The 25,096-nt window shown below is 60.8% G+C and carries 18 protein-coding genes and 1 CRISPR repeat array (1 of these 19 only partly in view); of the genes, 7 read left to right on the forward strand and 11 right to left on the reverse strand.

Going from position 1 to position 25,096, the window contains the following annotated elements:
• Nucleotides 1–3: 3 nt before the first annotated feature.
• Together ftsZ and lpxC are read left to right on the forward strand one after the other, a co-directional pair.
• The gene (gene ftsZ, locus N4J17_RS07790) at nucleotides 4–1,152 is read left to right on the forward strand and encodes a cell division protein FtsZ (RefSeq protein ID WP_198322754.1); all 1,149 of its coding nucleotides are present in this window, start codon (nucleotides 4–6) and stop codon (nucleotides 1,150–1,152) included.
• A gap of 135 nt (nucleotides 1,153–1,287) precedes the next feature.
• Nucleotides 1,288–2,202, forward strand: a complete 915-nt coding sequence (gene lpxC, locus N4J17_RS07795; RefSeq protein WP_198322755.1) for a UDP-3-O-acyl-N-acetylglucosamine deacetylase — start codon at nucleotides 1,288–1,290, stop codon at nucleotides 2,200–2,202.
• A gap of 4 nt (nucleotides 2,203–2,206) precedes the next feature.
• On the opposite strand, the gene N4J17_RS07800 is transcribed toward lpxC, so the two are convergent.
• The 4 genes from N4J17_RS07800 to surE are packed head-to-tail and all read right to left on the reverse strand — an operon-like array spanning nucleotide 2,207 to nucleotide 6,783.
• Nucleotides 2,207–2,692 carry a DUF721 domain-containing protein gene (locus N4J17_RS07800; protein WP_198322756.1) on the reverse strand — a complete coding sequence of 162 codons (486 nt, stop codon included), beginning with the start codon at nucleotides 2,690–2,692 and terminating at the stop codon, nucleotides 2,207–2,209.
• Nucleotides 2,689–5,367, reverse strand: a complete 2,679-nt coding sequence (locus N4J17_RS07805; protein ID WP_198322757.1) for a bifunctional acetate--CoA ligase family protein/GNAT family N-acetyltransferase — start codon at nucleotides 5,365–5,367, stop codon at nucleotides 2,689–2,691. Before N4J17_RS07805 ends, N4J17_RS07800 begins: the two co-directional genes overlap by 4 nt.
• A gap of 4 nt (nucleotides 5,368–5,371) precedes the next feature.
• Complete coding sequence (locus N4J17_RS07810; protein ID WP_198322758.1) at nucleotides 5,372–6,031, reverse strand: protein-L-isoaspartate(D-aspartate) O-methyltransferase; 660 nt, start codon at nucleotides 6,029–6,031, stop codon at nucleotides 5,372–5,374.
• Nucleotides 6,028–6,783: a 5'/3'-nucleotidase SurE gene (gene surE, locus N4J17_RS07815; RefSeq protein ID WP_198322759.1), complete on the reverse strand. Its 756-nt coding sequence runs from the start codon at nucleotides 6,781–6,783 to the stop codon at nucleotides 6,028–6,030. Before surE ends, N4J17_RS07810 begins: the two co-directional genes overlap by 4 nt.
• Before the next feature lie 163 nt (nucleotides 6,784–6,946).
• On the opposite strand from surE, the gene N4J17_RS07820 reads away from it, so the two are divergent.
• From N4J17_RS07820 to N4J17_RS07830, 3 genes are read left to right on the forward strand one after another with little or no spacing between them, the layout of a single operon-like run.
• Complete coding sequence (locus N4J17_RS07820) at nucleotides 6,947–7,870, forward strand: ZIP family metal transporter (RefSeq protein ID WP_198322760.1); 924 nt, start codon at nucleotides 6,947–6,949, stop codon at nucleotides 7,868–7,870.
• Nucleotide 7,871: 1 nt separating this feature from the next.
• A complete protein-coding gene (locus N4J17_RS07825; protein ID WP_198322761.1) occupies nucleotides 7,872–8,540 on the forward strand; it encodes a TMEM165/GDT1 family protein in 669 nt (222 codons plus the stop codon).
• A 19-nt stretch (nucleotides 8,541–8,559) separates the two neighbouring features.
• Nucleotides 8,560–9,684, forward strand: a complete 1,125-nt coding sequence (locus N4J17_RS07830; RefSeq protein WP_198322762.1) for a glycosyltransferase — start codon at nucleotides 8,560–8,562, stop codon at nucleotides 9,682–9,684.
• Between the two features lie 7 nt (nucleotides 9,685–9,691).
• On the opposite strand, the gene N4J17_RS07835 is transcribed toward N4J17_RS07830, so the two are convergent.
• The 7 genes from N4J17_RS07835 to N4J17_RS07865 all read right to left on the reverse strand — a co-directional run bounded on the left by N4J17_RS07835 (nucleotide 9,692) and on the right by N4J17_RS07865 (nucleotide 15,658).
• Nucleotides 9,692–10,774 (reverse strand): glycosyltransferase family 4 protein, encoded by a 1,083-nt coding sequence (locus N4J17_RS07835; RefSeq protein ID WP_198322763.1) that lies wholly within the window; start codon nucleotides 10,772–10,774, stop codon nucleotides 9,692–9,694.
• The gene (locus N4J17_RS07840) at nucleotides 10,771–11,610 is read right to left on the reverse strand and encodes a sulfotransferase (RefSeq protein ID WP_198322764.1); all 840 of its coding nucleotides are present in this window, start codon (nucleotides 11,608–11,610) and stop codon (nucleotides 10,771–10,773) included. Before N4J17_RS07840 ends, N4J17_RS07835 begins: the two co-directional genes overlap by 4 nt.
• Nucleotides 11,607–12,392, reverse strand: a complete 786-nt coding sequence (locus N4J17_RS07845) for a class II glutamine amidotransferase (protein ID WP_198322765.1) — start codon at nucleotides 12,390–12,392, stop codon at nucleotides 11,607–11,609. Before N4J17_RS07845 ends, N4J17_RS07840 begins: the two co-directional genes overlap by 4 nt.
• Nucleotides 12,393–12,527: 135 nt before the next feature.
• Complete coding sequence (locus tag N4J17_RS07850; RefSeq protein WP_198322766.1) at nucleotides 12,528–13,454, reverse strand: FAD:protein FMN transferase; 927 nt, start codon at nucleotides 13,452–13,454, stop codon at nucleotides 12,528–12,530.
• Between the two features lie 7 nt (nucleotides 13,455–13,461).
• Nucleotides 13,462–14,913, reverse strand: coding sequence for a DUF3570 domain-containing protein (locus N4J17_RS07855; RefSeq protein WP_198322767.1), 1,452 nt, complete (start codon nucleotides 14,911–14,913; stop codon nucleotides 13,462–13,464).
• The gene (locus N4J17_RS07860) at nucleotides 14,900–15,112 is read right to left on the reverse strand and encodes a DUF4266 domain-containing protein (RefSeq protein ID WP_198322768.1); all 213 of its coding nucleotides are present in this window, start codon (nucleotides 15,110–15,112) and stop codon (nucleotides 14,900–14,902) included. The genes N4J17_RS07855 and N4J17_RS07860 overlap by 14 nt, the downstream gene beginning before the upstream one ends.
• A 63-nt stretch (nucleotides 15,113–15,175) precedes the next feature.
• Nucleotides 15,176–15,658 carry a TlpA family protein disulfide reductase gene (locus tag N4J17_RS07865; protein WP_198322769.1) on the reverse strand — a complete coding sequence of 161 codons (483 nt, stop codon included), beginning with the start codon at nucleotides 15,656–15,658 and terminating at the stop codon, nucleotides 15,176–15,178.
• A 110-nt stretch (nucleotides 15,659–15,768) separates the two neighbouring features.
• Between N4J17_RS07865 and N4J17_RS07870 the strand changes: the two genes are divergently transcribed.
• Together N4J17_RS07870 and N4J17_RS07875 are read left to right on the forward strand one after the other, a co-directional pair.
• Nucleotides 15,769–16,158: a DUF423 domain-containing protein gene (locus tag N4J17_RS07870; RefSeq protein WP_198322770.1), complete on the forward strand. Its 390-nt coding sequence runs from the start codon at nucleotides 15,769–15,771 to the stop codon at nucleotides 16,156–16,158.
• A gap of 87 nt (nucleotides 16,159–16,245) precedes the next feature.
• Complete coding sequence (locus tag N4J17_RS07875; RefSeq protein WP_232470423.1) at nucleotides 16,246–16,803, forward strand: hypothetical protein; 558 nt, start codon at nucleotides 16,246–16,248, stop codon at nucleotides 16,801–16,803.
• A gap of 40 nt (nucleotides 16,804–16,843) precedes the next feature.
• Nucleotides 16,844–25,096: direct repeats of the CRISPR family, unit length 37 nt; unit sequence GTTTCAATCCACTCCCGGCTATTTAGCCGGGAGATAC (it continues 4,867 nt past the right edge of the window).

The raw sequence follows: 25,096 nt of genomic DNA on the forward strand, positions 1-25,096 counted from the left end.
AACATGAAATTTGAACTCGTAGATTCATTCAGCCCGAACGCGGTCATCAAGGTGATCGGCGTCGGCGGCGGCGGCGGCAATGCCGTCAATCACATGGTGAGCAGTCAGATCGAGGGCGTGGATTTCATCTGCGCCAATACCGATGCCCAGGCGCTGCGGAACCTCGGTGCGCGCACCGTCATCCAGCTGGGCAACAATCTGACGAAGGGTCTGGGTGCCGGGGCCAACCCGGACATCGGCCGGCAGGCTGCGCTCGACGACCGCGAGCGCATCCTCGAAGTGCTGGATGGTGCGGACATGGTGTTCATTACCGCGGGCATGGGTGGCGGCACCGGTACCGGCGCGGCGCCCGTCATCGCGGAAATCGCCAAGGAAGCCGGCATTCTTACCGTTGCAGTGGTGACCAAACCGTTCCCCTTCGAAGGCCGTAAGCGCCGACTGGTTGCGGACAAGGGAATCGCAGAGCTCAGCCAGTTCGTGGATTCCCTCATCACCATTCCGAACGAGAAGCTCCTTCCCGTGCTGGGCAAGGATGTGAGCCTGATGGCCGCGTTCGCGGCGGCGAACGACGTGCTGCTGGGGGCGGTGCAGGGCATCGCCGAGCTGATCACCCGTCCCGGACTCATCAACGTGGATTTCGCCGACGTGCGCACGGTCATGTCGGAAATGGGTGTGGCGATGATGGGTACGGGGGTAGGCAGCGGCCCGACTCGTGCGCGGGACGCTGCCGAGCGTGCGATCGCCAGCCCGCTGTTGGAAGACATCAGCCTGTCCGGCGCGAAGGGCATTCTGGTCAACATCACCGGTGGGCTCGATCTCGCCATCGGCGAATTCGACGAAGTGGGCAATGCGGTCAAGGACTACGCTTCCGACGAGGCGATGGTCGTCATCGGAACCGTGATTGATCCGGAGATGCAGGACGAAGTTCGCGTTACCGTGGTGGCGACCGGACTCTCGGGCCAGTCGCAGACCGTTTCCGATGCGCCGCTGAAGCTGGTGCACAAACAGACCGGCGAAATCGACTACGAACAGATGCAGCGCCCGACGGTGCTGCGCAAACAGCCCAAACACGAGCCGCGCGGTGAACCCAGCAAAGAAATGGATCTCGAGTATCTCGATATCCCTGCATTCCTGCGCCGCCAGGCTGATTGAGTTTAGGACACCTGCTCTTTCTCCACGCCTTGAACAGCTCTTTCGGGAAACACGTGGACCGTGGCCCGGATGACGCATCGAAAGACCTACCGGATTGGCCGCCGCGCGGCGGCCCCACAGAAGGGGGACATTTGTATGATCAAACAAAGAACCTTGAAAAACGTCATCCGCGCCACCGGCGTGGGTCTTCATACCGGTGAGAAAGTTTATCTTACACTCAGGCCGGCGGCACCCAATTCAGGCATCAAATTCAGACGGGTCGATCTCGCCGAGCCGGTGGTGATCGACGCGCGGCCCGACAACGTCGGCGACACCACCCTGTCGACGACGCTGGTGAAGGGCGAGGTGCGCATCTCCACGGTGGAGCATCTGCTTTCCGCTTTCGCCGGGCTAGGTATCGACAACGCCTACGTCGACGTCAGCGCGCCGGAAGTACCGATCATGGACGGCAGCGCCGGCCCCTTCGTTTTTCTGATCCAGTCCGCTGGGGTGCAGGAACAGGAGGCGCCAAAGCAGTTCATCCGCATCAAGCGGCCGTTGCAGGTCGAGGAGGGCGACAAATGGGCTCGGTTCGAGCCTTATGACGGTTTCAAGGTGACGTTCACCATCGATTTCGACCATCCGGTGTTCGACAAGGACTCGCAGACCGCCAGCGTCGAGTTTTCCTCGACCAGTTTTGTCAAAGAGATCGCCCGCGCCCGTACCTTCGGCTTCATGCGCGACATCGAAATGCTGCGCAAAAACCGTCTGGCCCTGGGCGGCTCCATGGACAACGCCATCGTCGTGGACAAATACCGAGTGCTCAACGAGGACGGGCTGCGCAGCGGGGACGAGTTCGTCAAGCACAAGATCCTCGACGCCATTGGCGACCTCTATCTCCTCGGGCACAGCCTGATCGGTTCATTCACCGGTTACAAGTCCGGCCACGGGCTCAACAATCACCTGCTGCGCGAACTCCTGAAGGCGCGTGATGCCTGGGAAACCGTGAGTTTCGAAGACGAGAAGTTCGCCCCGATCTCCTATATGCGGACGGCTCCCGCGGCGCGCTGACCGTTCAACGCGGCAGCCGCCGCAGGGTGTCGCACAGGCGGGCGAGGGCGGCGCCGATTTCACCTTCGCTGGCCCGCGCCGCCGCATCGAGTGCGGCGATCGTCGTCGGGCGAGGGCGGTGCAGGTTCGGCCGGGGGGCGGGGACGTGCGGTGCGGCCAGGGTCAGGGGCAAGGTCCGGACCTTGCCGTGGCGGAACCGTCCGTGGCCGTCTTGCGCCAGCTCGTTGATGATCCGGGGCAGGTAGAAGCGCAGTTGCGATGCCCAGGCCGCGGATTCGGCATAGACCACCAAGGTGTCGCTTGCCGCCACACAGTCCCGGCAACGGGCGGCCAGAGGCGGTGGCAGCAGATGCCGTATGGTTTCCAGCAGCCTCCGGTGGCTTTCGATGCGTGCCAGGTAGGCTGCCAGGGTTTTCCGGGGGATGAGATCGGAAACCCGGTGAGGATGCGGCCGTTCCTCGGCCGGCTGCGCAGGGTGATTCGGCGTCACAGGTTTCGGAACACCTGCACGATCGAAGCATCCTCGGCCGCTGCGGTTGCCGAGAAGCCCAGCGCTTCCACGAAGTGTAGCATTTTGCCATTGCCCGCCAGCACTTCGCCTTGCAGCTTTTGTATTCCTTTTTCGCGTGCCGCATCGCACAGCATGGCCATGAGGCGGGTGCCGATGCCGCGGCGCTGCCAGGCGTCAGCGACGACGATGGCGAACTCGGCGGTCTCTCCGCCCGGATTGCTGAAAAAGCGCGCGACCGCCACCTCGGTCTCCCCTTCCTTGGTGTCGACGGTCGCGATCAGTGCGAGTTCCCGGTGGTAATCGAGCTGGGTCAGGCGTACCAGCATTTCATGGCTCAATTCCTGGACCGACTGCATGAAGCGGAAATACTTGGCTTCCTCCGACAGTCCGCGGACGAACGCCTGTTCCATCGCCGCATCCTCGGGCCGTATCGGTCGGATGGTAACTATCGTCCCGTCGTTGAGCTGGAACCGGCTGACCCATTGTGCGGGATAGGGATGGATCGCCATGTGATCGTAGCGCCGGCGTCCGGGCGGCGGGTGGCGCGCCACGATCCGGGCATCGAGTGCATAAACGCCGGTTTCGTCGGCCATCAGCGGATTGATGTCCATCTCGCGGATCTGCGGTAGCTCGCACACCATTTCCGAGACCCGTTGCAGTGTCTGGACCAGCGATTCCATCTGCACCGGCGGCAGGTTGCGGAAAGCGCCAAGGGCGACGGAGATGCGGGTCTGGCCGATCAGGGTGCGGGCGATGTGGGCATTGACCGGAGGCAGGCCGATCGCCCGGTCGCGGCTGATCTCCACCGCCGTGCCGCCGGCGCCGAAGCCGATCACAGGGCCAAACACAGGATCGTCGATCACGCCCACCAGCAGTTCGCGCCCATTGCGCCCGGTGTACATTTTTTCCACCGAAACCCCTTCGATACGGGCGTCCGGTCTGCGCCGGCCGACGCGCGTCAGCAGCTCGTTGTAGGCCTGCCGGACCGATTCGGCATGGGTCACGTTGAGCATCACTCCGTCTACGTCGGATTTGTGGGTGATGTCGGGTGAGAGTATTTTCAGAACGACCGGAAACCCCAGGCACTCCGCAGCGGCCAGCGCTTCATTGGGGGAATGGGCGGGGATGGCCGGCAACATGGGGATGCGGAAAGCGCCGAGGATGGCCCGTGTTTCCAGCGGGGAAAGCAGGCTGCGCTTGTCTCCCAGTGCACCTTCCACGATCAGGTGGGCTCCGGCGATGTCAGGCGGTTCGAGTTCGGTCAGGGGACCGGGCACCTGCAGCAGCATCTGCTGGTTGCGATGATGTTCGGCGAGGAAGCTGAAGGCTTGGGTGGCGCTTTCCGGGTTGGGAAAGGAGGGGATGCCATGGTCGGTGAATAGAGTCCGGCCCTCTCGGACCTGGGTTTCGCCGAGCCAGCAGGCCAGGACCGGCTTTGTCGAATTCCCGATGGCTTCCAGCGTCCGTTTCGCCGCGCCGGTAGGATCAGTCATGGCCTGCGGCGTGAGCATCACCAAGAGGCCGTCTATCCCGGGATCGGCCAGGCAGGCCTCGACTGCGGCGGCATAGCGCTCCGGTGTGGCGTCACCAAGGATGTCGACGGGATTACCATGTGACCAGAATGCCGGTAGCACCTGGTCGAGGCGTTGCAGCGTGGTCTCGGACAGCTCCGCCAGGTGCAGCCCGCGTTCGACCGCCGCATCGGTTGCCATCACCCCGGGTCCTCCAGCATTGGTGACGATGGCCAGACGCTCCCCCTGTACGGGGTGGGCACTCGCCAGCAACTGGGCGGCGGCGAACAACTGCTCGATCGTTTTGGCGCGGACCACGCCGGCCCGTTTCAACGCCGCATCGAACACGTCATCGGCGCCCACCAAGGCACCAGTGTGGGAGATAGCGGCCCGGCAGCCTTCGGCGTAGCGGCCGGCCTTGATGACGATGACGGGTTTGAGCCGGGCTGCCGCCCGCAAGCCGCTCATGAAGCGGCGGGCGTCGCGGATGCCCTCCACATAAAGCAGGATGCTGCGGGTTTCCTGATCCAGCGCCAGGTAATCCAGTATGTCGCCAAAATCGAGATCGTAAGCCGAACCGATGGAGGCGACGACAGAAAAACCGATGCGGTGGGCGCTGGCCCAGTCGACAATCGCCGTGCACAGGGCCCCCGATTGGGAGACCAGGGCGAGCCCGCCCGGGAGGGCGACGTTGTTGCTGAAGGTGGCGTTGAGGTTCAGGCTGGGCCGCATCAGTCCGAGGCAGTTCGGCCCGAGCAGCCTTATGCCTTGATTTCCGGCCTCAGTAAGTAAGGCCTGGGACAGGCGGCGGCCTTGGCCATCACCGTCGCCGAAACCTGCCGAGAACACGATCGCGGTGCGAACGTTTTGTTCGCCGCATTCCCTCAGGATTCCGGGGACAGTCGGTGCCGGGGTGGCGATCAGGGCGAGATCGACGGTGCCATCGACCTCGCTCAGCGACTTGTAGCAACGCTGACCCAGGATTTTTTCGTACTTGGGATTGATGGGGTGGACCGGGCCGCGGAAGCCGCCTTCAAGCAGATTGCCGAAGAGGCGGAATCCCACCGAATCGGGCCGTTCGCTGGCTCCGAACACGGCAACGCTGCGGGGCCGGAACAGGGTGTCGAGGTACGGGCCGGCCATGCCGTCACACCGTGCCGGCCAGCAGGGGAACGAACACGGCCGGCTCCACGGAGCGGCTGTCGTAGCCTGCGTCGGTGCGCACGACGCGTTCGAGCATCTGTTCCCGGTCCACGCCGACCGGTGCGACCAGCACGCCGCCGGGATTGAGCTGGTCCAGCAGCGCGTCTGGCAGGCGCGGCGGTGCGGCGGTCACGATGATTCCGTCGAAGGGGCCGGATTCGCGCCACCCCAGTTGGCCGTCACCGTGTTTCAGGCGCACGTTCCGGAGGTTCAGGTCGCCCAGGCTGCGGATGGCGCGCTCCTGCAGAGCCTGGACTCGTTCCACCGAATAGACGGTGCCGACCAGCTGGGCCAGGACGGCGGTCTGGTACCCGGAGCCGGTGCCCACTTCCAGCACGCGGCGCAAGGGACCGCCTTCGATCAGCAGTTCGGTCATGCGGGCGACCGTGTAAGGCCGCGAGATGGTCTGGCCGAAGCCGATCGGCAGAGCCATGTCCTCGTAGGCCCGGCTGGCGAAAGCTTCTTCGACGAAGATATGGCGTGGAATGTTCCGCATGGCCGCCAGCACCTTGGTGTGGCGGATCCCGAGTTCCCGCAGGCGGTTGACCATGCGCTCGCGGGTGCGCGGCGACGTCATGCCGATGCCCCGCAGGCGGACGTTCATGCGGGGACTCCGCCCGGCAGCCATGCGCCCAGTTGATCGAGTCGCTCGTAGCGGGTGAGATCGATCTGCAGCGGAGTGACCGACACACAGTTCTGGCGGATGGCGTGGAAATCGGTGCCGGGGCCCGCATCGGCCTCGGGACCGGCGCAGCCCACCCAGAAAATCTCCCGCCCGCGCGGGTCGCGGGTGCGGATGACCGCTTCTGCTTTGTGACGGGCGCCGAGCCGCGTGGCCCGATAACCCCGGAGTTCGTCCAGGGGAATGTCGGGGACGTTGACGTTCAATATGGTGTCCGCCGGCAACGGCTTTTCCCGGATGCGATCTAGAAGCTCGACGGCCACCTGCGCGGCGGTTTCGAAGTGCTCCGGGTTGTGGGCGGCCAGCGAGATCGCCACGGCCGGCAAGCCGAGAAAACGCCCTTCGGTGGCAGCAGCGACGGTGCCGGAATAGATGACATCGTCACCCAGGTTGGCGCCGTGGTTGATGCCGGCGAACACCATGTCCGGTTCGCTGTCCAGTAGCCCGGTGATGGCCAGGTGCACGCAGTCCGTGGGGGTACCGTCGACCCGGATGAAGCCGTTTTCGGCACGGGAGGCACGCAAGGGCCGCTCGAGCGTCAGTGAGTTGCTGGCGCCGCTGCGGTTGCGCTCGGGGGCGACGACCGTGATCTTGGCTAATGGGGAAAGGGCGGCGGCCAGGGCATGAAGACCGGGGGCTGCGTAGCCGTCGTCGTTACTGAGGAGTATATGCATGAAGGACGGAAGGATCGAACCAGTGGTCTTCATTCTAACCAGAAAACGCCCGTACCGGTTGAGCGTGTTGGCATAAAGGTATAATCCAATGAAAACCGGGGCAGGGCCGTCGTGGCCGCATTCCGGCATTAACCTTATTTTTCGGCATCAGGCAGGAGGGAACATGGCGGCGGCTGTCTTCAAGCAACTGAGCGAGCGTATCGGCAGCTCGGCCCTGGCACAGCGGTACCGCGCTCTGCCACCGCTGATGCAGCGGCTGGTCTTGGTCGCTTCGGCGGTCGTATCGCTCACCCTGGTGCTGGCGCTGGTCTACACCTACACTAGCGAGGTGATCGCCGCTGGCATTCTCGCCAGCATTCTGGCGGGACTCGCGACCGGCGTGGGAGCCTTGCCTACGCTGTTCGTCCGCGACGTTTCCCACCGTACCCTGTGCATCATGTTGGGCGGGGCTGCCGGCGTCATGCTGGCGGCGACGGCGTTTTCCCTGATCGTGCCGGCCATCCAGCATGGCAATCAGGTCTGGCCCGGCAAAGGCATTTTCGCCGTGGCGTTCGGCATGATGGCCGGTGCCCTGTTCCTGGAAGCGGCCGACCGTATGTTGCCTTATGAGCGGTTTCTGGCGGACAAGGGCGAATTGATCGGTTCGCTCCGGAAGATCTGGCTTTTCATCGTCGCCATCACCCTGCACAACTTTCCCGAAGGCATGGCGGTGGGCGTTAGCTTCGGCGGCGGTGACTGGCACCACGGTGCCACCCTGGCGATCGCCGTGGCCATGCAAAACATTCCCGAAGGGCTTGCGGTTGCCATGCCCCTGGTGGGGATGGGTTACCAGCGCCGCCAGGCTGTGTTGATCGCGACGCTGACCGGGCTGGTGGAGCCGCTCGGCGGGGTCATGGGACTGGGCATGGTCTCGGCCTTTTTCCCGCTGCTGCCGCTGGGCATGGCGTTCGCCGCTGGGGCGATGCTGTTTGTGATCAGCGACGACATCATTCCCGAGACTCAGTCCCGCGGCAAAATGCGCGTGGCGACCTTCGCCGTCATGGTCGGCTTCATCGTCATGATGATTCTGGATAATCTGTTCAGTTGACATGTCCTGTTTCTGGTCCTGGAGCTTGCCCGATTGGGCCGGCTCACTGTCGTTGCCGGCCGGTGCCCTGGAATGGGCCACGGCATCCCTCACCACTTTTGCCCTGATCGCCGCCGCCGAGATCGGCGACAAAAGCCAGTTGGTGTGCATGACACTGGCGGCCCGTCACCGCGGCCTGCCGGTGCTGCTGGGTGCGACAGCGGCCTTCGGCCTGCTCAATCTGGCGGCCGTGCTGTTCGGCGCGGCCCTGGTCCACTGGATTCCGCGGCCCCTCGTGGCCGGTGTGGTCGCCCTGCTGTTCCTGGGATTCGGTCTGAAATCGGTGCTGGCGCGGGAAGATGCGGAGGGGGAAGCGGTCGAGGAAAAACCCGGACATGGGGTCTTCGTCACGACTTTCCTCATGATCCTGTTCGCGGAGTTCGGAGACAAGACTCAGCTGGCGGTGGCCGGGCTGGGTACTTCGGTCCCGCCTTCGGCAGTGTGGGCCGGGGCTTCGTTCGCCCTGGCCCTGACCTCGGTGCTGGGCATCTGGGCTGGGCGGACAGTCCTTCAGACGATCCCGCTGATCTGGTTACACCGGCTCAGTGGTGTTCTGTTTCTGGCGCTGGCGGTTTATGCGGGCACGGAAGCCCTGCCGGCGGCGCTGGAGATCATCCGCGCCTTCCGCTGAAGGCTAAGCGGATTTTCCCATGCAGACGCTTGCCAGCGGGTCCCGTCACATCGTCCTGTTCGGCCCGAGTTTCGGGGAAGGGGGCGTTGCGCGCGACATCGTCAATCTCGCTAACGGTTTCCTACGGGCTGGTATGGAAGTCAGCGTTCTGGTGAACCGCCCGAACGAGCTGTTCACTGAGCAATTGTATCCGCAGGTACGCCAAGTGGTGCTGCCAAGCCGCAGCGACCGGGGTCTGGCGCGCGAACTGCTGGCCTTCATCCGGGCCTATTGGCCGGATGTCGTGTTGACGACCGAAGAGCGTGACGACGGGATCGCGGTTGCCGTGCGCGAGGAGCTCGGGGACAACCGGGTCCGTTTCTTCCTGCGGATGGTCACGACCTTGTCGGTACGGCTGGCGAACCAATACCGGTTCCGGCTGAACCGCTCGCTGTACCGGCGCAGACTCCGGCGGATCTACAGTCATGGCGATGGTGTGATCTGCAATTCCGAAGGGGTGGCGGACGATCTGGTGACGTTCCTGGACCTGCCCCGTGACGGCATCGCTGTGTTGCCGAATCCCACCATCACCCGTGAACTGCTGGCGGCGGCGGAGGAACCCCTCACCCATCCCTGGTTCGCAGCCGGCGAGCCGCCGGTGATTCTCGGCGCCGGTCGCTTGGGGCGGGCCAAGGATTTCGGGACACTGCTCAAAGCTTTCGCCTTGCTGCGGCGCAACCGCCCTTGCCGACTGATGATCCTCGGCCAGGGCCGTCAGAAGGAACGTCTGGAGGCGCAAGCCCGTGAGCTTAGGGTCGAAGCGGACTTCACGCTGGCCGGTTTCGTTTCCAACCCTTACGCCTACATGGCGCGGTCCGGGCTGTTCGTGCTGTCCTCGCTATGGGAGGGTTGCCCGAACGTGCTCATCGAAGCGATGGCGGTCGGTACGCCGGTAGTCGCCACCGACTGTCGCAGCGGACCGCGGGAAATCCTGCAGGACGGTCGTTTCGGCCCGTTGGTGCCGATGCGCGATGCGGAGGCGATGGCCGGGGCGATGACGGCGACCCTGGATCATCCTTTGCCCCCCGCCGTACTCCGGGAGGCGGTGCAGGGCTATACCGTCGAAAACAGCATCCGGATGCATCTGGAGACGTTCTTTCCCTGAAAGACCGTCACAGCCAGCCGCAGACCCGAGCGATCTTCTCTTCCCGGTTCTCCCAGGAAAAACCGCGCGCGCGTTCGGCAGCGGCCTGGGCGAGACGGACAGCCAGTCCGCGGTCGGACTGAAGCCGCCGGACGGCGGCGATCCAGGCCTCCACGTCTTCGGGGTCGACCAGCAGGGCGGTCTTCTCGTGCTCCAGCAACTCCCGCAGTACCGGCAGGTCGCTGGCGATGATCGGCCGCCCGGCGGCCAGCGCCTCGAACAGCTTCATCGGGCTCATGGAATCGGCGGTAGCCAAGTGCGGCGGATAGGGCAGTAGGGTGATGTCGCTGCGGCCGTACCAGCCGGGCACCTCGTGGTGCGGCACGAAGGGGTGGGATTCCACGCCGGCCGGCATGGCGAAGCCGGAGCCCGGTTCGACCTCGCCGATCAGCACGGCTTTACCGATGCCGCGCTGTGCCAGGGTGTCGAAGATGTGCAGCCCGCGGTCCGCGGCCAGCGTTCCCAGATAGACGAAAGTCGGGTGATCGAGTCGGGTGGGGTCGAATTTCGACAGCGCGGCGTAGGCTTTCAGGTCGACTGCGTTGGGAGCGACCAGCACGCGTTCCGGTTCGGCCCCGGCCTCGATCAGCACCCGCGCGGCGGCGCGGCTGACCGGAACCAGCCAGTCGATGATGCGGCGCCGATGGTAACCTATGACATAGGGCATCCAGCCCCCCTGGATCAGGTCGCGGTCGGCATCGTGGATTTCCAGCACGTGCTTGAGGCCGAACTGTGCCAGCCAGCGGCTGACCATCAGGTTATGGGTGAAGATGCCGCGGGCCCGGCGCAGCTCGCCGAACTTGCGAACGAAGAACGGCCACAGGCCGAAACGGGTGTGCAGCCAGGGATCGAGCCGCAGGTCCAGGGCTTCGTCGATGCCGAAATCGCGCAGACGCGCTGCGACGGTGACGCCTTTGGCGGGCGGCAGGTATAACCGGGTCGGCACGCCGATCCGGGCGAAGCTTTCGGCCACGTGCAGCGCCTGGATCAGGTTGGCGCCATTGCGGTGCAAACGACAGCGGGCAACATAGATCAAAGGTGCATCGTTCATCGAGCGGACTTCCTTTGCCGGCGGCGGGTGCGCAGTTGGTAGAGTGTCGGGGTCAGCGCAGGCTGTCGAGTGAGCCAGTACACCGCCGCGCGCCAGTAAAGGTCCAGACGCTTGCCCAGATGCCAATACCAGGGCCGCTCCGGCAGCACCAGAGCGCCGCTCTCATCAGGCGTCACGCCTTCCAGCTCGGCCAGCCAGCTCTTGTCCTTCTCGTAGCCGAGCTCGATCAGAAGCTCGGACAGATCGCCGTACTTCGCCATCTGCGCCACCAAGTGCGGCTTGTGCTGGCGCCAGTTGCCGATGCTGCCGGGGTCGATCGGCCGCAGACTCCCCAAGGCATCGAGCGAATCCCGGGAGGGCCGGGCATGGCGGTGGAATTCACTGAAGGGATGGCGCTGCTTGAGGAACGGTAGGCGCGCCATCAACTCGCGTTGCACAGCGTCGGGGCCGGTGACCAGGTCTTCATAACGGACGGTGATGAAGCGCGGATGGTCCATGAGTTTCTTAGCCGCACCGTGCAGTTCGCGCCAGAGCCCCAGGTTGCTCCAATAGCGCTGCGTGTCCTTGCGGTGGCTACGGCTGGAGATAGCGTCCCTTGGGTCGCGGAGCAGGTAGATCACCCACAGGTCGGCGTCCACCGCCAGGAATGGGGCGACCACGGTGGTTTGCAGCGGATACTTGGTCAGCAGGATCTCGTCGCTGTAGTCATAGGGCTGGTAGATGCTCTGTTCGTGCTCGGCATAACCACCGATCTCGAAGCAGGTCACCATGAGTTCGTTGAGCAGTGTCGTGCCGCTGCGAGGCGAGCAGCCGACGATGTGGATGCGATGGGTCATTCGATGTCTCGGGTCGGAAAGGCCGCGGGCGCACCGTCTTTGAACACGATCAGTTCGCCGGGCTCCATGGCGGTCCAGGATTCGTTGTCGGTCAGCGGCTGGGTGGCGATGACCGCTACCCGGTCCTCCGGCGTGGTGAGGTCGGCGAAATCCACCGTGAGGTCTTCGTCGACCAGGTGAGCATGGCTGAACGGTGCCTGTCTCACGATGTAGTGGAGATGGGTGGAGCAGTGTGCCAACATGAGATCGCCGTCGGACAGGATGTAGTTGAAAGTGCCGTGTTCGGCAATATCCCGCGTGACCTCGAGGATCATGCGGGCCAGATCCGCGCTTCCGGGGGGCTCGGCGTAACGGTCACGCAGGGTTTCCAGGATCAGGCAGAATGCCCGCTCGCTGTCAGTGGTGCCGACCGGACGGTAATGGCGCTGGCGCAAGACCGGCAGGTTCTCCAGGTTGCCGTTGTGCGCGAAGATCCAATTCCGTCCCCACATCTCCCGCTGGAAAGGGTGGCAGTTGGCGAGTGTAGTCCCGCCGACCGTGGCCTTGCGGATGTGGGCTATGACATGGGTCGACTTGATCGGGTAGTTCCGGATCAGTTCGGCGATCGGCGATCCGGCGGAGGGCTGGTAGTCCAGGAACAGCCGACAGCCACGATCCTCGAAGAAGGCGATACCGAAGCCGTCGGTGTGGTGCCCGGTGCGCCCGCCCCGCAGAGTGAAGCCGCGGAAAGAGAAGCAAATGTCCGTCGGCACGTTGCAATTCATGCCCAGCAGTTCGCACATGGGAGGGGAGAGTCCGCCAGTTCTGAAGGCGCGTATTCTACTTCAGGCGCTGTTCCTGCATCCGCGGAGTCCGCCCGGTCTCCCATCTGGAGCTTGGCAGGCGGAATCCGATACGGCATGACAGCGATCTTTGACTTACCTTTTGAACCCAGCCCGTCCTGCGGACGCTTCATGTTGCCCGATGTGGCCGGCCAAGTCCATCCACAGAGCCGGCAGCCCCAGGCTCCGCAGCCATTCCGGGCCGTCAGATGCCTTCAGCATGGCGATGGTGCAGGCGCTGCCGGCGATGAGCGCATGAGAGGCGGCCACGCTGACCGAGGCCAGCCCTTGCACGGGCCAGCCGGTCCGGGGATCGAGGATATGGCCGTAGCGTTTGCCAGCCACGCTGATGCAGCGTTCGTAGTCGCCACTGGTAGTGACCGCGCCGGAGCGAACGCTGAGGGTGGCCAGGAGCTTGCCGGGTTCGCGCGGATGGTTGATGCCAACCTCCCAGGCCGTACCGTCCGGGTGCGGCCCGATCACCCGCAGGTCGCCGCCGAAATTCACCACGCCGGCCGTGATGCCGCGTTCGAGGCAGCGCGTTGCCGCCCGGTCGGCGGCGTATTCTTTGCCGATGCCGCCGAAATCGAGCTCCATGCCGGGCACCTCGAATTTCAGCACCGGCCGGTCCCAGCGCAGTTTGTCCCAGCCGACCCGTTCCAGTAGGGCTTCGATCTCGCTTGGCTCGGGTAGCCGGTCGCCCGCGAAATTCCAGGCTTGGCGCAGGATGCCGGAGGTCACGTCGAACAGGCCGCCGCTCTGTTCGTAGCAGGTCTTGGCGTAGTCGAGCAATGCCGCCATCTCTTCATCGACCACTACCCCGGTTTTGCGTCCTGCCCGAGCGTTGATCCTGGACAGCAGACTGTCCGGCCGGTAGCGCGAGTAGCGGGCTTCCAGGACCTGCACTTCGCCGATCACTTCCCTCGCCACGGCCTGAGCCTCGGTTTCGGTTTCGGCATAGAGGATCAGGTGGCAGGGCGAACCCATCGCCCGGAATGGGAAACGGAAGGGCTGCAGGTCCAAAGGTTCGTCAGAATTTGAGATTCAGGTTGACCGAATACAGGGCGAAACTGAAATTGTCCACGTGACTGCCGGTGCCGCCCATGAAGCCCATGCCTTGGGTGCGCTGATACAGATCCACCCCACCGCCGATCTGCAACATCCCGAAGAAGGTCTTGTTCACCTGGAGTCCGCCACCGACCGCGCCGAAACTGGCGAGCCGGTAGTCGGAGGAATACAGGCCATCGGCGGTGGGTCGGTCGTAAACGGTTTGGTAGAAATAGGCGGAGCGCTGGGTGTAATACCTTAGGCGGAACGTCAGCATCGTCTCGTACGGCAGCGGCTGCAGCCAGCCGGCTTCGAAGGTGTGCGAGTCGATGTTCCAGTTGTCCGAATAGAATCGGTAGTCCAGGTGCAGGGCGGCCGCATTGAGCTCCGGGATGTTGCGCACGTAGCGCAGCAGCACCGCGGACTGAATGCGCGAGCCCGGCCTGGTATCGGCGCAAAGATTGGCCTGGAAGGAAAACGGCACGTTTTGCCGGCAAAACGTGTTGACCGGCGTAGCGGGAACCTCGGCCGGCCGGTCGGGCGAGGGAACGGGACTCGGCGACGGCTCGGGGCTCCCACCGCTGGCACCGCTACGCGTCGACATGTCCGGAGCGGCCCGAGCCGACGCGGAACGGGGAGATGGCGAGCGGACCGCGGGCACGTCATTCACCCAGGCGGATTTGTAGGGATCGGACAGGAAGCCTGAGCTATTGCTGACGGTCAGATTGACCTGGAGCAGCGAGTTTTTGTCCAGCACCTGGGTCAGGCCCAGCAGCCCCTGGTAGGTGTTCTTGTCGCCGCCGATTACCGTGCCGTCGGTGTATTGTTGGTGGATGCGGCCCTGGTTGCCGCCGTCGGCCCATACGGTGTCGGAGGCATAGCCGAAGCCGGCGGCGAGGGTCGTCGCTTTCCGGTCGAGGTTCCAGCGCGCGTCCAGGTTAAAAAAGTTGGAAATATAGTCCCACTCCCTGGAGTTGCCGCCGGCCAGGCCCAGGGTCAGGTCGTCCAGCACCACGCTCAGGGCACCGTCGATGGCCAGACGCTGGTCGTGGATGCCACCCTGCCGGCCGCGCTGCGGGCCCTGGGTGGCCTGGGATAGTTCCAGCTCGCCGTATTTTCTGCCGTAATTGTTGTTTCTCCCCCAGTAGAAAGTGGGGGAAGCGCCGCCGATCTGGTCGAGGTTCATCGGATTCGAGCCGCCGCCGATGAAGTCCAGCGTGCTGTTTACCCGGAAATTGACGTCATCACCTAGCTGAAGCGCGGCGTCGTTCTGGAACGCTTGCACCGACATGCGCCCTTTGCTTTCCTGATAGTTCGAATAGCTGCCGTCGATGGCCAGCGCTTCCGGGTTGAGGTCCAGCCCTTGCGCGGCCACCATGCCCGGCAGCGCCAGGGCCGCCGCCGTGAAAGCCGCCAGCCTTTCAGTTGCAGCCACAGCCCCCACCGCCTACGCCATAGCCGCCCGACGAGGTCTCCTTGGAACCATAGGTGTGCAGCATGAGCGCCGAATGCTGGACGTCAGGCACCAGCGCCATCTGCGGTTTGGCCAGTGTGCCTCGCTCCCACGGAGCGACCGTCTGCACGCAGCCGGATAGAAAGGCAAGGAAGCAGCACAGCAAAATCACCTGTTTCATAGAGGCATCCCGTCCTCGCCGTCGAACCGGGGAGGGCTTCATTGTGGTATGTTCGGACAGCGGTCACGGCTCGTTGAGCAGCGCTTCGATCTGGGCACGGATTTCCATCTTGTCCTTTTCCCTGAACCCCAGATGGACATGGCGAATATTGCCCTTCCGGTCGATGAGGAAGGAGGACGGCATCGCCTGGACGTTGTACCGTCTGGGACAATCGCCCTCTGGATCGGAGGCGATGGTGAAGTCGGCCGGCTGTTTCGCCAGGAAAGCGTCTGCGCCCTCCCGCTCCTCATCGAGGTTGACCGCGATCAGCTCGAAACCCTTGGGCTTGAAGTCCTTGTAGGTTTCGGCCATAAACGGGAACGATTGCAGACAAGGGCCGCACCAGGAGGCCCAGAAGTCGACATAGGTCACCTTGCCTTTGAATCCGGCGATATTCAGGGGAGTCCCGTCCTGATACCGGGTCAATTGGCAGTCCGGGGCAGGATTGGCGGACACCGCGGCGGTGAAAAATACAGCGGCGCATCCGGAAGCAAAATGTCTGATCATGATATTGGATATGCGAAAAAAGCGAAGGCGCTACACTCGAAGAGCGGTAGCCTGAACTATTTTCCGGCAGGCTGCAATTATCGCCAAGGCCCTGGAGGACAGGAGATACAATGAATAAGAGGAGAGGAACCAACGGCTGGCTCGTGACGACGGGCATCGCCGGCTTTACCGCCGTGGTCATGGGTGCTTTCGGCGCCCATGGGCTCAGAAACGTCCTCGCGCCAGAGATACTGGCGGTCTACCACACGGGCGTGCAGTACCATCTCTGGCACACGCTGGGGCTGGGTTTGATCACCCTCTTGAGGCAACAGGCTCCTCAGTCCCGGCCGTTGGCCTGGGCGGCGTGGCTGATGCTCGCCGGTATCTTTCTGTTTTCCGGCAGCCTGTATCTGCTAGCCGTCTCCGGCATCCGCTGGTTGGGCTTGATCACGCCCCTCGGCGGCGTGGCTTTTCTCGCGGCCTGGGCTTGTGTGGCGGTTCATGGCTGGCGGCAACCGTGAGCCGGTACTCCGGCGAGTTCCATGAAACTACGATGAAGAGGTAATTCGATGTCACCATCCATGCGGACCAGGCACTCGTGGATACCGTTGAGCGGCGCGGTGGCGCTGTCGGTCGCGGTAAGCACATTGCAAGCGGACTTCCCGGTTTATGATGCCGTCGCCAGCGCCACGAATCCCGTGGCGACGCCGACGCCCCGACCACAAGCCCAGCCTCTCGTGACTGTGGCCAAGCGGAAGCAGGACGGAGCCGTGCTGACGGTGAAGCGAACCTGGTGGTCCGCCAACAAAGACCGAATCGAAGTTTCCCTCACGGTGAAAATACCAAACTCCACCCTGAAGCTCATGACGGCCGACGAAGCGAAGAATCGGCATGACTTCCTGGTGGAATTCCGGCACTCCGACGGGGCTGCGTTTGCCGAATGCGAACTCGACCTCAAACAAGCCAAGACGAGAGAGGCTGTTTTCTCAGCCAAAGAACTCTATCGACGCGGCATACTGCAAATCAAATCCGGCATATGCGATCCGGATATCTCGACCGAAATCGCCGAGCAGGCAATCCCCGATGTAAAACCCGGCGACGTCGTACTATTGAAAGACGCCAGCGGCAGCGAATTGCTCAGCGCAACGTTTATGAAGACCGACTGATGGCTTGAAATTATTAGGCTTGTTGAGGATAAGAATATCGGTTTCAATCCACTCCCGGCTATTTGGCCGGGAGATACCCTCACCAGAGTTTCGACGCAGGTCACCGGATTCAGTTTCAATCCACTCCCGGCTATTTAGCCGGGAGATACCTTTCGTCTCTCGTGCATACTTTTGATAGGGCTCGGTTTCAATCCACTCCCGGCTATTTAGCCGGGAGATACGCTTCATATCTGGCTGCTCTGCTTCAGGGGCATTGTTTCAATCCACTCCCGGCTATTTAGCCGGGAGATACCCACAGCGTCACGCCAGCGCGCCATTCGGCGTCGGTTTCAATCCACTCCCGGCTATTTAGCCGGGAGATACAGACAAGCAGGCCGAAGGCCAAGCCGAACACCCAGGTTTCAATCCACTCCCGGCTATTTAGCCGGGAGATACGGGCGGCGACCGCAAGGCGACGGTCGCGGTCGAGGTTTCAATCCACTCCCGGCTATTTAGCCGGGAGATACTTGGGGGAGCATGGGTTAGGTTCTCCCCGGTATCGTTTCAATCCACTCCCGGCTATTTAGCCGGGAGATACTGTCGACCAGCGCGTCCTGGACCTCCAGCGCCAAGGTTTCAATCCACTCCCGGCTATTTAGCCGGGAGATACGGAGTAGGCGTGGGCGTAGGAGTAGAAATAGGATGTTTCAATCCACTCCCGGCTATTTAGCCGGGAGATACAATCTCCGACGCCAACTGGCTCGACGGCATGGTATTCGTTTCAATCCACTCCCGGCTATTTAGCCGGGAGATACAGTGATTCTGGGCGTCGTCTTGGGCGGGCTGGAGGTTTCAATCCACTCCCGGCTATTTAGCCGGGAGATACGGACTTCGAATTGGCCGCTGCCAGCGAGGGAGAGGGGTTTCAATCCACTCCCGGCTATTTAGCCGGGAGATACAGCGAGCCAGCCACCCCAACAACCCCACCACCAGGTTTCAATCCACTCCCGGCTATTTAGCCGGGAGATACCGCAGTGGGCTGAAGACCTGCCGAACTCACAACCAGTTTCAATCCACTCCCGGCTATTTAGCCGGGAGATACCGCCCGCAGCGATCACCGCCATCCCTATCCGACTGCCGTTTTAATCCACTCCCGGCTATTTAGCCGGGAGATACTGGATGATGCCGGTCTTGGCAGCCGCGTTGAAAGGTTTCAATCCACTCCCGGCTATTTAGCCGGGAGATACAGAGCGGCAATCATGATAAAAGAATCAATGCACTGTTTCAATCCACTCCCGGCTATTTAGCCGGGAGATACTGGATGATGGGGCCACTCGCCGCCGCGCTTCGCGGTTTCAATCCACTCCCGGCTATTTAGCCGGGAGATACCCGACGGCAGCGTAAAGAAAATTTCTGTCTTCCGTGTTTCAATCCACTCCCGGCTATTTAGCCGGGAGATACAATCAGCGTCACGGCGTCATTGAGTACGCGAAGAGTTTCAATCCACTCCCGGCTATTTAGCCGGGAGATACGCCAGCCATCCATGGCCGGCTTCGCTCTGGCAGGGTTTCAATCCACTCCCGGCTATTTAGCCGGGAGATACGCCATGGGGATTTTGCACTTTTTTTGATTTCAAAGTTTCAATCCACTCCCGGCTATTTAGCCGGGAGATACTTAGCCGCGGTAGGTTTTTTGAGGAAAGAATATGAAGTTTCAATCCACTCCCGGCTATTTAGCCGGGAGATACTCCCCAAAAGAGAGAAAAACCGGAAAAAAGAGAGAAGTTTCAATCCACTCCCGGCTATTTAGCCGGGAGATACCTGTTGGACCAAATCATAGGGGGCACTGAACGTTTCAATCCACTCCCGGCTATTTAGCCGGGAGATACCTTAAGGAGCGAGAGACCCGCCAAGGTGTCGGAGAGTTTCAATCCACTCCCGGCTATTTAGCCGGGAGATACTGCCAGTCCGCCTCGTCGGTGTCATAGGCTGCCAGTTTCAATCCACTCCCGGCTATTTAGCCGGGAGATACAAGCTGGTTGGCGTCTTGGATACTGGTGAAATTACTGTTTCAATCCACTCCCGGCTATTTAGCCGGGAGATACAGCCCCACTTCACCCGCTCGGGAAAGCAGTTCACGTTTCAATCCACTCCCGGCTATTTAGCCGGGAGATACGGCAAGGTCGCGGCAGAGGATTTCGAGATTCTCGAGTTTCAATCCACTCCCGGCTATTTAGCCGGGAGATACCTGACTGGCTAAAGTTTTCCCTGCGTACCGCCCTGGTTTCAATCCACTCCCGGCTATTTAGCCGGGAGATACCTGACTGGCTAAAGTTTTCCCTGCGTACCGCCCTGGTTTCAATCCACTCCCGGCTATTTAGCCGGGAGATACTGCCCAGTTTCGTAATCATGAATCTGTCCATCCGGGGTTTCAATCCACTCCCGGCTATTTAGCCGGGAGATACGGTATCGGATGACGCTCGGCCAAGTCAAAGCAGAGGTTTCAATCCACTCCCGGCTATTTAGCCGGGAGATACTCCACACGCCAAACCGGCTGAGTGGGATCAAACTGTTTCAATCCACTCCCGGCTATTTAGCCGGGAGATACCGGCCAGTACTCCGGAAATTGGTCAAGCATCGCTTGTTTCAATCCACTCCCGGCTATTTAGCCGGGAGATACGGCCAGGTCACGGCAGAGAAGTTCAAGATCCTCAAGTTTCAATCCACTCCCGGCTATTTAGCCGGGAGATACAGGCATCGAGCACGGTGATGGTGTCCCCGTCCGAGTTTCAATCCACTCCCGGCTATTTAGCCGGGAGATACCGTGCCTCCCTCAGTCGCGGCCGGGGCTTGTTGAAGTTTCAATCCACTCCCGGCTATTTAGCCGGGAGATACTCGGCCCCGAAACTCCCGGCGCTCGATGGCGCAGTTTCAATCCACTCCCGGCTATTTAGCCGGGAGATACGAGATCGAATGGTTAAACGGAAGTACGTCTCTTGGGTTTCAATCCACTCCCGGCTATTTAGCCGGGAGATACAAATCACAGGGTCGTCCAGCGCGGCCGCCAATCCAAGTTTCAATCCACTCCCGGCTATTTAGCCGGGAGATACCTGGCCGGCCGGATTCACGTGGGACGACATCACGTAGTTTCAATCCACTCCCGGCTATTTAGCCGGGAGATACCTGAAATCGTCGATCATGGGGTCGAGCAGCCCGGAGTTTCAATCCACTCCCGGCTATTTAGCCGGGAGATACAGTGTGGGGTAGCGCGTCTTCCCAAGGCCGTTGACGGTTTCAATCCACTCCCGGCTATTTAGCCGGGAGATACGTAATAGAGGTTTCCGTCATAGGCGCCGAGAATGGTTTCAATCCACTCCCGGCTATTTAGCCGGGAGATACATGTGCCGGTGCGAGTAGGGTGTCCGGCTATGCGGTTTCAATCCACTCCCGGCTATTTAGCCGGGAGATACCGTGATGTCGTCCCACGTGAATCCGGCCGGCCAGGTTTCAATCCACTCCCGGCTATTTAGCCGGGAGATACCCCAGCAGGCGGCATTTGCATTGAGGTGTGGAACGTTTCAATCCACTCCCGGCTATTTAGCCGGGAGATACATCCTGCTGTCGACGTACTACCGCCCGACAGTACAGGTTTCAATCCACTCCCGGCTATTTAGCCGGGAGATACCCTTCCAGGTTGCTCCAGGTATTGACAGTTACGCTGTTTCAATCCACTCCCGGCTATTTAGCCGGGAGATACCGATCCCCTTGAGACCATTCGCCATTCGGTCAATGGTTTCAATCCACTCCCGGCTATTTAGCCGGGAGATACGGTAGGTGTAGCCGGTGATGTCCCAGCCGGCAATGTTTCAATCCACTCCCGGCTATTTAGCCGGGAGATACGGTGACGCTGACGGCGACGGTGTCGGGCCACGAGCCGTTTCAATCCACTCCCGGCTATTTAGCCGGGAGATACCATGACGGCGCATAAATCCCAAGGCAGCACTTTCGTTTCAATCCACTCCCGGCTATTTAGCCGGGAGATACGTTGTCGGTGTAGGTGTAGGTCTGGTTCGTCGTCGTGTTTCAATCCACTCCCGGCTATTTAGCCGGGAGATACACTTCCTCGGTTTCGCGGGTCGCTGGATCACGTGGGTTTCAATCCACTCCCGGCTATTTAGCCGGGAGATACGACAGATACGAACCGGCAATTCCGGCAATTCGGAGTTTCAATCCACTCCCGGCTATTTAGCCGGGAGATACTTCCACCAGATCGGCCACCACCTGGCGAAGCTCGATGTTTCAATCCACTCCCGGCTATTTAGCCGGGAGATACCGCTTCCGGGGAGGATGGCAAATGAACGTCGAGTTGTTTCAATCCACTCCCGGCTATTTAGCCGGGAGATACGATTTCGGCTTCCAGGGCATGCCCAAGGCGAAAGAGTTTCAATCCACTCCCGGCTATTTAGCCGGGAGATACCCAGATAGCCGTCGAACTCCATCTTGCTCGCCTTGTTTCAATCCACTCCCGGCTATTTAGCCGGGAGATACGCTTGGCGGTCAGATCGAGCGCGGCAATATGCCGGTTTCAATCCACTCCCGGCTATTTAGCCGGGAGATACGTTTACATTGCATGTGTTGCAAGCCTCTTTTTCAGTTTCAATCCACTCCCGGCTATTTAGCCGGGAGATACGGATCAAGGGATCATTACCGCCATCGGCGGACGAAGTTTCAATCCACTCCCGGCTATTTAGCCGGGAGATACTTCGGTAATCCCTGTCATAGCGTCCGGGCTCGACAGTTTCAATCCACTCCCGGCTATTTAGCCGGGAGATACTTTGCAGTACAGCCTACGGTTCGGCGAACCGCAGGCTGTTTCAATCCACTCCCGGCTATTTAGCCGGGAGATACCTTTCTTTCTGAATCACTTTGAGGGCATGAAATGGTTTCAATCCACTCCCGGCTATTTAGCCGGGAGATACCGATGTACGTATTCACATCGCCCAGCAGGCCTTTGTTTCAATCCACTCCCGGCTATTTAGCCGGGAGATACCGATTGAGGACGTGCACATCCGCAACGGCGCAGTGTTTCAATCCACTCCCGGCTATTTAGCCGGGAGATACTCCCGTGGCCGCATGGTGGCAAAGGGCGGCGATCATGTTTCAATCCACTCCCGGCTATTTAGCCGGGAGATACCTCCCCAGCTCGCGCTGTTCGGCGAAGGCCGGATGGTTTCAATCCACTCCCGGCTATTTAGCCGGGAGATACGGTAGTCGTAGTCCATCTTGGCGTCCATGTGTTTTGTTTCAATCCACTCCCGGCTATTTAGCCGGGAGATACGCAGAAGTCGCGGCCGTCACGGGTCAGCCGTTCCAGGGTTTCAATCCACTCCCGGCTATTTAGCCGGGAGATACTGTAAGGGCTACAGCCGACTATCGCATGCCAAGCAGTTTCAATCCACTCCCGGCTATTTAGCCGGGAGATACAGCATGGGCTCGTATTGATCGGCTGGCTTCCCGAAGTTTCAATCCACTCCCGGCTATTTAGCCGGGAGATACCCGCCTGCTCCTCGCCCTCATGCTTGGCGATACCGGTTTCAATCCACTCCCGGCTATTTAGCCGGGAGATACGCATTCCGGAGTGGCTGCGGCACGGGCAACAGTCTTTGTTTCAATCCACTCCCGGCTATTTAGCCGGGAGATACGGAAGGATGGGCACGGCGGCCGCATCTATCTGTTGTTTCAATCCACTCCCGGCTATTTAGCCGGGAGATACCTCTCGGATTTCCCCGGTTTCATCGTCGGCTGAGTTTCAATCCACTCCCGGCTATTTAGCCGGGAGATACTGCCGTGGTTCTCCGGCCTCGATCCAGTGCGGCAGGTTTCAATCCACTCCCGGCTATTTAGCCGGGAGATACGGGCGCGCGCTGCCACCAAAATTGGACGCGCATCGCGTTTCAATCCACTCCCGGCTATTTAGCCGGGAGATACCGATGACTAGCCGCGACCAGTAGCCGTGATCGGTGTTTCAATCCACTCCCGGCTATTTAGCCGGGAGATACATCAAAGACGGGTCCACCGTCATCAACCATACAAGTTTCAATCCACTCCCGGCTATTTAGCCGGGAGATACTCGGGCTTCTGCGGTTCCCGCTGCTCGTACTGGGTTTCAATCCACTCCCGGCTATTTAGCCGGGAGATACGCACAGTTCCCGGTTATCCAGTGCCCGCCAGATCGTTTCAATCCACTCCCGGCTATTTAGCCGGGAGATACGGACGACGCCACGCGCACTGAAATCCGGCTCCGCAATGTTTCAATCCACTCCCGGCTATTTAGCCGGGAGATACGGCGGAATGGTGGCCATGGCCGCCGCTCTCGGCATGTTTCAATCCACTCCCGGCTATTTAGCCGGGAGATACCGGCGTGCCTATCATCCAGTCGATGTCCCCGAACGGTTTCAATCCACTCCCGGCTATTTAGCCGGGAGATACAAGTCGGCCTGCTCTTTTTCCAGCCGCAGCCGCATGTTTCAATCCACTCCCGGCTATTTAGCCGGGAGATACCATTGCGATCCATCATCAAGGCCGCGCCCTGGAATGTTTCAATCCACTCCCGGCTATTTAGCCGGGAGATACCCCAATCGCATAGATCGCACCCGCTCCGATTTCATCGTTTCAATCCACTCCCGGCTATTTAGCCGGGAGATACAAAGGCGCGGGATTATCTGGCGCGGCAACGGTCAGGTTTCAATCCACTCCCGGCTATTTAGCCGGGAGATACCCAGTCTGGGCCGCAAAGATTTCGTCCACGACAAGGTTTCAATCCACTCCCGGCTATTTAGCCGGGAGATACCTGCCAAGTCTCGATGTCGTCGCCCGACGAAAGCATGTTTCAATCCACTCCCGGCTATTTAGCCGGGAGATACTCAATCCCTGTCCGATGTTGGCACCGTAGCCGGCGAAGTTTCAATCCACTCCCGGCTATTTAGCCGGGAGATACCATTGCCCGGTCAGCCGCCCGCCATATCCCTCTGGGTTTCAATCCACTCCCGGCTATTTAGCCGGGAGATACGTCACCTGGGCCAGGCCGAAGCGGGGCTGGATCGAGTTTCAATCCACTCCCGGCTATTTAGCCGGGAGATACGAACTGATCCGCTTTGCCCAGCAGCGCCTTGATCTGTTTCAATCCACTCCCGGCTATTTAGCCGGGAGATACTCAATCCCTGTCCGATGTTGGCACCGTAGCCGGCGAAGTTTCAATCCACTCCCGGCTATTTAGCCGGGAGATACATAACGGGTGGGGCTCATTGCTCACCGGGCTGACGTTTCAATCCACTCCCGGCTATTTAGCCGGGAGATACCCGCGGGTCTGTCCGTCGCGGTCTTTGTCGTGCAGGTGGTTTCAATCCACTCCCGGCTATTTAGCCGGGAGATACGTAATTAATCTGCACCCAAAACAGCCGAAGCGGGCGTTTCAATCCACTCCCGGCTATTTAGCCGGGAGATACATTTGTACAACACCCACCTCGAGGAAGGCGGCGGAGTTTCAATCCACTCCCGGCTATTTAGCCGGGAGATACGCGCGAACACCGGCGAGCTGCGGGCTGATCAGGAGGTTTCAATCCACTCCCGGCTATTTAGCCGGGAGATACTGCATCAGCAGATAGCGGACGCTTGGGTCCTCCTCGTTTCAATCCACTCCCGGCTATTTAGCCGGGAGATACAGTCACCAGGATGGGTTTTCTGGATGTGGTAGGCGTTTCAATCCACTCCCGGCTATTTAGCCGGGAGATACCTGAGCGTCCGCCAGGTCGGCACGTTCTCATTCGTTTCAATCCACTCCCGGCTATTTAGCCGGGAGATACTTCTTTGGTGCTCATAGATGTACCTCGGGTGTGAGGTTTCAATCCACTCCCGGCTATTTAGCCGGGAGATACGAGTCTGCGCCAACGCTCGGATTCAGCGATTCCATGTTTCAATCCACTCCCGGCTATTTAGCCGGGAGATACCGATGATGATATCAACAGTCAGCGCAATCTGCTGTTTCAATCCACTCCCGGCTATTTAGCCGGGAGATACCGAGTACGAGAAGCAGACCGCCGTACTTGTCCGATTGTTTCAATCCACTCCCGGCTATTTAGCCGGGAGATACCTGGAATTGGCATCAATACCGCCGCGATGCGCCAGTTTCAATCCACTCCCGGCTATTTAGCCGGGAGATACCTTTGGCGGGCGTGCCGGCCTGTATCTTTTGTGAGGTGTTTCAATCCACTCCCGGCTATTTAGCCGGGAGATACGTGGCGAGATCGTCCGCACTG

Source organism: Methylococcus capsulatus (assembly GCF_036864975.1).
Classification (GTDB): Bacteria; Pseudomonadota; Gammaproteobacteria; order Methylococcales; family Methylococcaceae; genus Methylococcus.